This window comes from Bacillus haikouensis (assembly GCF_013179555.1).
GTDB classification, from domain to species: Bacteria; Bacillota; Bacilli; order Bacillales; family Bacillaceae_B; genus Rossellomorea; species Rossellomorea haikouensis_A.
On the sequence record NZ_JABMCR010000015.1, the window covers coordinates 23690 to 30492 of the forward strand.

The 6803-nt window shown below is 45.2% G+C and carries 3 protein-coding genes, 16 tRNA genes and 2 rRNA genes; all 21 read right to left on the bottom strand.

What is annotated here, in order from left to right; all coding sequences use genetic code 11:
- Window positions 1-197: 197 nt before the first annotated feature.
- Window positions 198-1475 carry an ABC transporter substrate-binding protein gene (locus HP456_RS03040; protein WP_172248552.1) on the bottom strand — a complete coding sequence of 426 codons (1278 nt, stop codon included), beginning with the start codon at window positions 1473-1475 and terminating at the stop codon, window positions 198-200.
- A 70-nt stretch (window positions 1476-1545) separates the two neighbouring features.
- On the bottom strand, window positions 1546-2373 hold the full coding sequence (locus tag HP456_RS03045) for a carbohydrate ABC transporter permease (protein ID WP_172248553.1): 828 nt from the start codon (window positions 2371-2373) through the stop codon (window positions 1546-1548).
- Window positions 2373-3269, bottom strand: coding sequence for a carbohydrate ABC transporter permease (locus HP456_RS03050; protein WP_376766186.1), 897 nt, complete (start codon window positions 3267-3269; stop codon window positions 2373-2375). Before HP456_RS03050 ends, HP456_RS03045 begins: the two co-directional genes overlap by 1 nt.
- 672 nt (window positions 3270-3941) lie before the next feature.
- Window positions 3942-4015 (bottom strand) — tRNA-Gly (locus HP456_RS03055).
- A gap of 3 nt (window positions 4016-4018) precedes the next feature.
- Window positions 4019-4102 (bottom strand) — tRNA-Leu (locus tag HP456_RS03060).
- Window positions 4103-4109: 7 nt separating this feature from the next.
- Window positions 4110-4183, bottom strand: a tRNA-Cys gene (locus tag HP456_RS03065).
- Window positions 4184-4190: 7 nt separating this feature from the next.
- Window positions 4191-4265 (bottom strand) — tRNA-Gly (locus tag HP456_RS03070).
- Between the two features lie 6 nt (window positions 4266-4271).
- A tRNA-Gln gene (locus HP456_RS03075) sits at window positions 4272-4343 on the bottom strand.
- A gap of 39 nt (window positions 4344-4382) precedes the next feature.
- Window positions 4383-4458: transfer RNA gene (locus HP456_RS03080), tRNA-His, on the bottom strand.
- An 11-nt stretch (window positions 4459-4469) separates the two neighbouring features.
- Window positions 4470-4543, bottom strand: a tRNA-Trp gene (locus HP456_RS03085).
- A 52-nt stretch (window positions 4544-4595) separates the two neighbouring features.
- Window positions 4596-4679 (bottom strand) — tRNA-Tyr (locus HP456_RS03090).
- A gap of 10 nt (window positions 4680-4689) precedes the next feature.
- Window positions 4690-4765, bottom strand: a tRNA-Thr gene (locus HP456_RS03095).
- Between the two features lie 14 nt (window positions 4766-4779).
- Window positions 4780-4855, bottom strand: a tRNA-Phe gene (locus HP456_RS03100).
- A gap of 28 nt (window positions 4856-4883) precedes the next feature.
- A tRNA-Asp gene (locus HP456_RS03105) sits at window positions 4884-4960 on the bottom strand.
- A gap of 7 nt (window positions 4961-4967) precedes the next feature.
- Window positions 4968-5041, bottom strand: a tRNA-Met gene (locus tag HP456_RS03110).
- A gap of 84 nt (window positions 5042-5125) precedes the next feature.
- Window positions 5126-5201: transfer RNA gene (locus HP456_RS03115), tRNA-Val, on the bottom strand.
- Between the two features lie 21 nt (window positions 5202-5222).
- Window positions 5223-5297: transfer RNA gene (locus HP456_RS03120), tRNA-Glu, on the bottom strand.
- Between the two features lie 14 nt (window positions 5298-5311).
- A tRNA-Ser gene (locus HP456_RS03125) sits at window positions 5312-5403 on the bottom strand.
- Window positions 5404-5406: 3 nt separating this feature from the next.
- A tRNA-Asn gene (locus HP456_RS03130) sits at window positions 5407-5481 on the bottom strand.
- Window positions 5482-5488: 7 nt separating this feature from the next.
- Window positions 5489-5605: ribosomal RNA gene (gene rrf, locus HP456_RS03135) — 5S ribosomal RNA — on the bottom strand.
- A gap of 269 nt (window positions 5606-5874) precedes the next feature.
- Window positions 5875-6803, bottom strand: a 23S ribosomal RNA gene (locus tag HP456_RS03140); the annotation flags it as partial.

A 6803-nucleotide genomic window follows, 5' to 3' on the forward strand; every position in this document is an offset into this window, starting at 1 on the left:
TCCCGCATGAGTCTTCGTCTTGCACCCCAATTTAATAGCTGGAAACAGTTTACATTACGATTTGCTTTGAAAATTTTTTATAGTTTTTAGCATGAAAGTTGTCCTCTGGTTCTTAAAATGCTTATCAAGCATCCATTTTTAAATAGCAGAATAAACAGAAAGCATGCCTTTATAGACATGCTTCCGTTTATTCTGTTTTACTTCAGGTTATCCCAGGATTGCTGGAATCTCTCCAGTAATGTATCGTAGTCGATCTTCCCTGCAGCGTACTCCTGAATGGCAGCAGCAAATTCTTTGTTTGCGCCATCCGGCCATTGGAACCAAGTCCAAGGAATTGTATTATCTTCTTTAGAGTAGTCAAGGATTGACGTACCTAGATCACCTAAACCGGCAGGCTCGATGTTATCAAATGCCGGGATGAAAGCAAATTCCTCTGTTATATAACGTTTTCCTGTTTCAGAAGTAACCATCCAGTTCAAGAATGTTTTGGCTTCTTCCAGATGTTCCGAGTTTTTGTTCAATACCCAGTTATTCGGTACACCGACAGGCAGACGGTTTGCACTGTCGTCCTTGCTTAATGGAATTGGAAGGAAGCCCATATTGATTTCTGGGTTGATTTCAGTGATCATGTTCTCCGTCCAGTTACCTTGCTGAAGCATCGCTGTTTCACCAGATCCGAATAGCGTCACTTGGGTATTGTAATCGGTTGTTAATGGATTATCATTAGCATATTTAAGCTCTGTATCAAGTACTTCTTTGAATTGCTTGAACTTCTCATTGCCTGCGAACTTTTCAGATCCATCGTATAATCCTGCAATAAACGCTTCTGGATCATCCTGCTGAGCGAATGGAATGTTCAGTAAATGCTGTCCAATTACCCACCATTCGCCGTATCCTGCTGAGAACGGTGTGATTCCTGCTTTTTCAAGCTTTTTGGATGCATCCTTCAATTCATCAATTGTCTTTGGAGTTTCTTTGATGCCGGCTTTTTCAAATAAATCTTTATTGTACACGAACCCATAGCCTTCCAAATTTACCGGCATACCATAAAGCTTGCCGTCTTCAGCTGTCATTGGGACTTTACCGATAGGAAGAACATGCTCCACCCATGGCTCACCGGAGAGATCTGCCAGCTTCTCTTGCCAAAGTTCTAATTCTTTAAATCCGCCGTTATTGAAAATATCAGGCTCTTCCCCAGAAGCAAACTTCGCTTTAAGGGCAGCACCATAGTCCGCACCGCCTCCAACAGTTTCAAGCTTCACCTTGATGTTTGGATGTTCAGCCTCAAATTCCTTAATCATCTCCTGAAGCTGATCAGCAATTTCCACTTTGAATTGGAAAAAATTAAGAGTGACGACATCATCACCTGATTTTGAATCTCCGTCACCACCTGATGAAGATTCTTTAGATGAACATCCCGCAATGATACCAAAAACTAAAATCAGTGACGTGAATAATAAAAGAATGCGTTTCATAACTGGTTTTACCCCCTTGATATAAATTTATTGTATATAAAGTTCTGTATGGTATACAGGACCTTTATATCTACTTAATGGATCCAGAAGCAATTCCTTTAATGATATGTTTCTGTAAAAATAGGAAGAATACAATAATTGGCGCAATACCCAGCACCAATGCCGCAAGCCCCATATCCCACTGCTTCGTATACTGTGCAAAGAATGAACTTGCAGCAAGCGGTATCGTTCTCAGCTCAGCATCCTGTAAAACAAGGAGCGGCAGCAGGTAATCATTCCAAATCCAAAGAGTATTCAAGATGATGACTGTTACCGTGATCGGCTTAAGGAGCGGAAAAACGATCCTCCAAAACACACCAAACTGGCTGCATCCATCTATCATCGCTGATTCCTCTATTTCAACCGGGACTGTTTTCACAAATCCATGAAAAAGGAATAAAGAAAGCGGAACTCCAAACCCAAAGTACATAATGACAAGCCCCGGGATGCTGTTCGTCAAATTCAATGCCCCTCCCAGTTTCATAAGGGGTATCATCACTGTCTGAAACGGGATGACCATCGCCGATACAAAGATGACAAACAGAATCTTACTGAACTTTCCTGGAGTACGCACCATCTTCCATGCGGCCATTGAACTGATGATGACCAATCCGATATTACTTGCTACCGTAATAATAACGGAATTCCAAAATGCCCTTGGAAAGTTGATGATGTCCCACACCTTAGCATAGTTCGAAAACATGAATTCTTCCGGCCATGCTGCAGCATCAATGAGAATGGCCGCAAATGGTTTAACAGAATTAATAAATACGAAGTAAAAAGGAATCAGGAAGAGGATACCCAGCGCGATCCCGATAATCTCAAGTACAAACGTCTTCTTTGTATACCGATTGCCCATTATGCCTCAACCTCCTTCTTCTTCGTCATCATGACCTGGAAGGTCGTGAAGATCGCTACGACAACAAAGAACAAAATCGACTTTGCGGTCCCGAGACCGTAACGGTTATTCTGGAATGCTTCCTGATAAATATTAATGGCAACAGACTGAGTGGAATTAAAAGGGCCGCCGCCTGTTAACGAGATATTCAAATCAAATATCTTAAAGGCCATTGAGATCGTCAGGAAGAAACAAATCGTGAAAGCGGGAAGAATCAATGGAATGATGATCTTCGTCAAAAGTGTCCAATTCGATGCACCATCAATCTTTGCTGCTTCCAAGAGGGAATTATCCACCCCTTGCAAGGCTGCGACATAAATGACCATCATGTACCCGCTTATCTGCCATGCAAACACGATGACAATCCCCCAGAAAGCCGTCTTTTCATCTCCCAGCCACGGCATCTTGAAGAATGCAATATCCGTCATGTTTCCCACCGAAGCAAATCCTTTTACGAAAATGAACTGCCAGATGAAGCCCAACAATAAACCGCCGATGACATTCGGTATGAAAAATACCGTCCGCAGAATATTACGTGTTTTAAGCGCCGCATTTAATAGCAATGCAAATCCAAATCCAATCAAATTACTAATGATAACGGCGGCAAACATAAACTTCGTCGTAAACATAAATGAATTGAAAAATGTTTTGTCATCCGTAAATATTTGCTTATAATTATCAAACCCGACCCACTCTACAACAGAACTGACTCCATTCCAGGAAGTAAAAGAATAATAGACTCCCATTAAAAAAGGAAGAATCTGAATCACCAGGAAAAAGATAAGTGCAGGCCCTACAAAGGCAGCGTACGTCAACAAGCTCTTATATTTAAACTTCTTCTTTGGCACTGCTTTGATCTGTGCCTGGGTACTTACCGGTCCAGTCTTCAATTTTGGTTCCACACATATCACCACCCCTTCTCTTGTAAACGCTTTCTTTCATTATAAAGGGAAGCAGGTATTTATTAGGGCAACAAAATTGACAAAGAAGGTGCAATATTTTGACTTGTTTAATTATTGGTTTGGGTTTGGTGTGGTATTTGGGATTGGGATATGGATATGGATTTAGATTTGATGTGGACTAGTTATTTGATTTGAATTGAGTAGTAGAGGCGGAATATTAGATTTTAGAAATGGGCCGTGCCTCGTTAGCTATGAGGTCTAAAGCTGTTTCGATGAAAAATAGGTTGAAATTGCGTGAATTGAAGCAAAAGAGAACAAAATTCTGTTTTTTACACATCTTCGAGAGTAAATTTCGAGTGGTGGCGGATTGATTTCTATTGGTACTTATTTAATTGTGCCGGATTTTTTATTATTGTGCCCAATCTTTCTTTAATTGTGCCTGAATTTCTATTTATTGTGCCACTTTCCAGGTTATTGTGCTACTTATAATTATTGTAAAAACAAACGAACTCCTGCAATAACACAGCATTCCTTTCCCATTGCCAGATCCTCTTCAGCTAGAAATTTCCACCACATGAATAATAAAAAAGACCTCCTCGAAACGAGAAGGTCTATCATATGTATTATTGGAGCGGGTGATGGGAATCGAACCCACGACATCAGCTTGGAAGGCTGAGGTTTTACCATTAAACTACACCCGCAAATGGTACCGGTGGCCGGGATCGAACCGGCACTCCAGAGGAACACGATTTTGAGTCGTGCGCGTCTGCCAATTCCGCCACACCGGCATTCTTATGGAGGCGCCAACCGGATTTGAACCGGTGATAAAGGTTTTGCAGACCTCTGCCTTACCACTTGGCTATGGCGCCTTAAGAATGGAGCGGAAGACGGGATTCGAACCCGCGACCCCCACCTTGGCAAGGTGGTGTTCTACCACTGAACTACTTCCGCAAAATACTGGGCTAGCTGGATTCGAACCAACGCATGTCGCAGTCAAAGTGCGATGCCTTACCGCTTGGCTATAGCCCATTGATAATATATGTCACAGAATTGATAATGTGACTATTATGGGGCGACTGATGGGAATCGAACCCACGAATGCCGGAACCACAATCCGGTGCGTTAACCACTTCGCCACAATCGCCATAATAAAATTGGCAGGGGCAGTAGGAATCGAACCCACACCAAAGGTTTTGGAGACCTTCGTTCTACCGTTAAACTATGCCCCTATGAAATACAAAGGATGATTCTTTTATACTGTTGATATTTCGTTGAAAATCTTGGTGGAGGGGGGCAGATTCGAACTGCCGAACCCGAAGGAGCGGATTTACAGTCCGCCGCGTTTAGCCACTTCGCTACCCCTCCATCTGTTAAGTGGTGCCGGCAAGAGGACTTGAACCCCCAACCTACTGATTACAAGTCAGTTGCTCTACCAGTTGAGCTACACCGGCACTTGGTGAATAGATGGTGGCTCAGGACGGAATCGAACCGCCGACACATGGATTTTCAGTCCATTGCTCTACCAACTGAGCTACTGAGCCGTATTAAGTTAAAACCATTCAGGAAAAATGGCGGTCTGGACGGGACTCGAACCCGCGACCTCCTGCGTGACAGGCAGGCATTCTAACCAACTGAACTACCAGACCAATGGTATTGCGGGGACAGGATTTGAACCTGCGACCTTCGGGTTATGAGCCCGACGAGCTACCGAACTGCTCCACCCCGCGACGATAATAATTTCATTTCAGTGTTTACGCTTTCCTTTTAATAAGGAGTGACATTGCACTTTGCTGCGTTTCATGAAAGATATATGGTGGAGGATGACGGGATCGAACCGCCGACCCTCTGCTTGTAAGGCAGATGCTCTCCCAGCTGAGCTAATCCTCCAGTATGTATGTGAGACAAGATTGGTGACCCGTACGGGATTCGAACCCGTGTTACCGCCGTGAAAGGGCGGTGTCTTAACCGCTTGACCAACGGGCCAGGTGAAAATGTTATGGCGGAGAGCAAGGGATTTGAACCCTTGAGACAGCGTTAACCGTCTACACGATTTCCAATCGTGCTCCTTCGGCCACTCGGACAGCTCTCCATATGGCTCCGCAGGCAAGATTCGAACTTGCGACCGATCGGTTAACAGCCGATAGCTCTACCACTGAGCTACTGCGGAACGATTTGCCTGGCGGCGTCCTACTCTCACAGGGGGAGAGCCCCCAACTACCATCGGCGCTGAAGAGCTTAACTTCCGTGTTCGGCATGGGAACGGGTGTGACCTCTTCGCTATAGTCACCAGACAAATTTTATGATGTCTTTTTAAAGGACAAGTACTATTATATCGTCTTTAAAAGATTTTTCAAGACTTTTTTTGTACTTTTTTAGAGAATTTTGTTCCCTGAAAACTAGATAAAGAATTGATGTCAAGTATACCGGTATCGTATTAATCCAGCTCCGGCGGCTAGAGACTCGAGGTCATTTCCGGATCAATCAGCTGAGGGAAGTACACCCTCTCTGCTTGCCCCGAAAATGCTTGTCGTCTCTGAACGAGCCGCCTCCGCTTTTTCGTTTGGTTAAGTCCTCGATCGATTAGTATCAGTCAGCTCCACATGTCGCCATGCTTCCACCTCTGACCTATCTACCTAGTCATCTTCTAGGGATCTTACTCACATAAAGTGATGGGAAATCTCATCTCGAGGGGGGCTTCATGCTTAGATGCTTTCAGCACTTATCCCTTCCGCACATAGCTACCCAGCGATGCCTTTGGCAAGACAACTGGTACACCAGCGGTGCGTCCATCCCGGTCCTCTCGTACTAAGGACAGCTCCTCTCAAATTTCCTGCGCCCACGACGGATAGGGACCGAACTGTCTCACGACGTTCTGAACCCAGCTCGCGTACCGCTTTAATGGGCGAACAGCCCAACCCTTGGGACCGACTACAGCCCCAGGATGCGATGAGCCGACATCGAGGTGCCAAACCTCCCCGTCGATGTGGACTCTTGGGGGAGATAAGCCTGTTATCCCCGGGGTAGCTTTTATCCGTTGAGCGATGGCCCTTCCATGCGGAACCACCGGATCACTAAGCCCGACTTTCGTCCCTGCTCGACTTGTAGGTCTCGCAGTCAAGCTCCCTTGTGCCTTTACACTCTGCGAATGATTTCCAACCATTCTGAGGGAACCTTTGGGCGCCTCCGTTACTCTTTAGGAGGCGACCGCCCCAGTCAAACTGCCCACCTGACACTGTCTCCCACCCCGATAAGGGGCGAGGGTTAGAATTTCAATACAGCCAGGGTAGTATCCCACCAACGCCTCCACCGAAGCTGGCGCTCCGGCTTCCAAGGCTCCTACCTATCCTGTACAAGCTGTACCAAAATTCAATATCAGGCTACAGTAAAGCTCCACGGGGTCTTTCCGTCCTGTCGCGGGTAACCTGCATCTTCACAGGTACTATAATTTCACCGAGTCTCTCGTTGAGACAGTGCCCAGATCGTTACGCC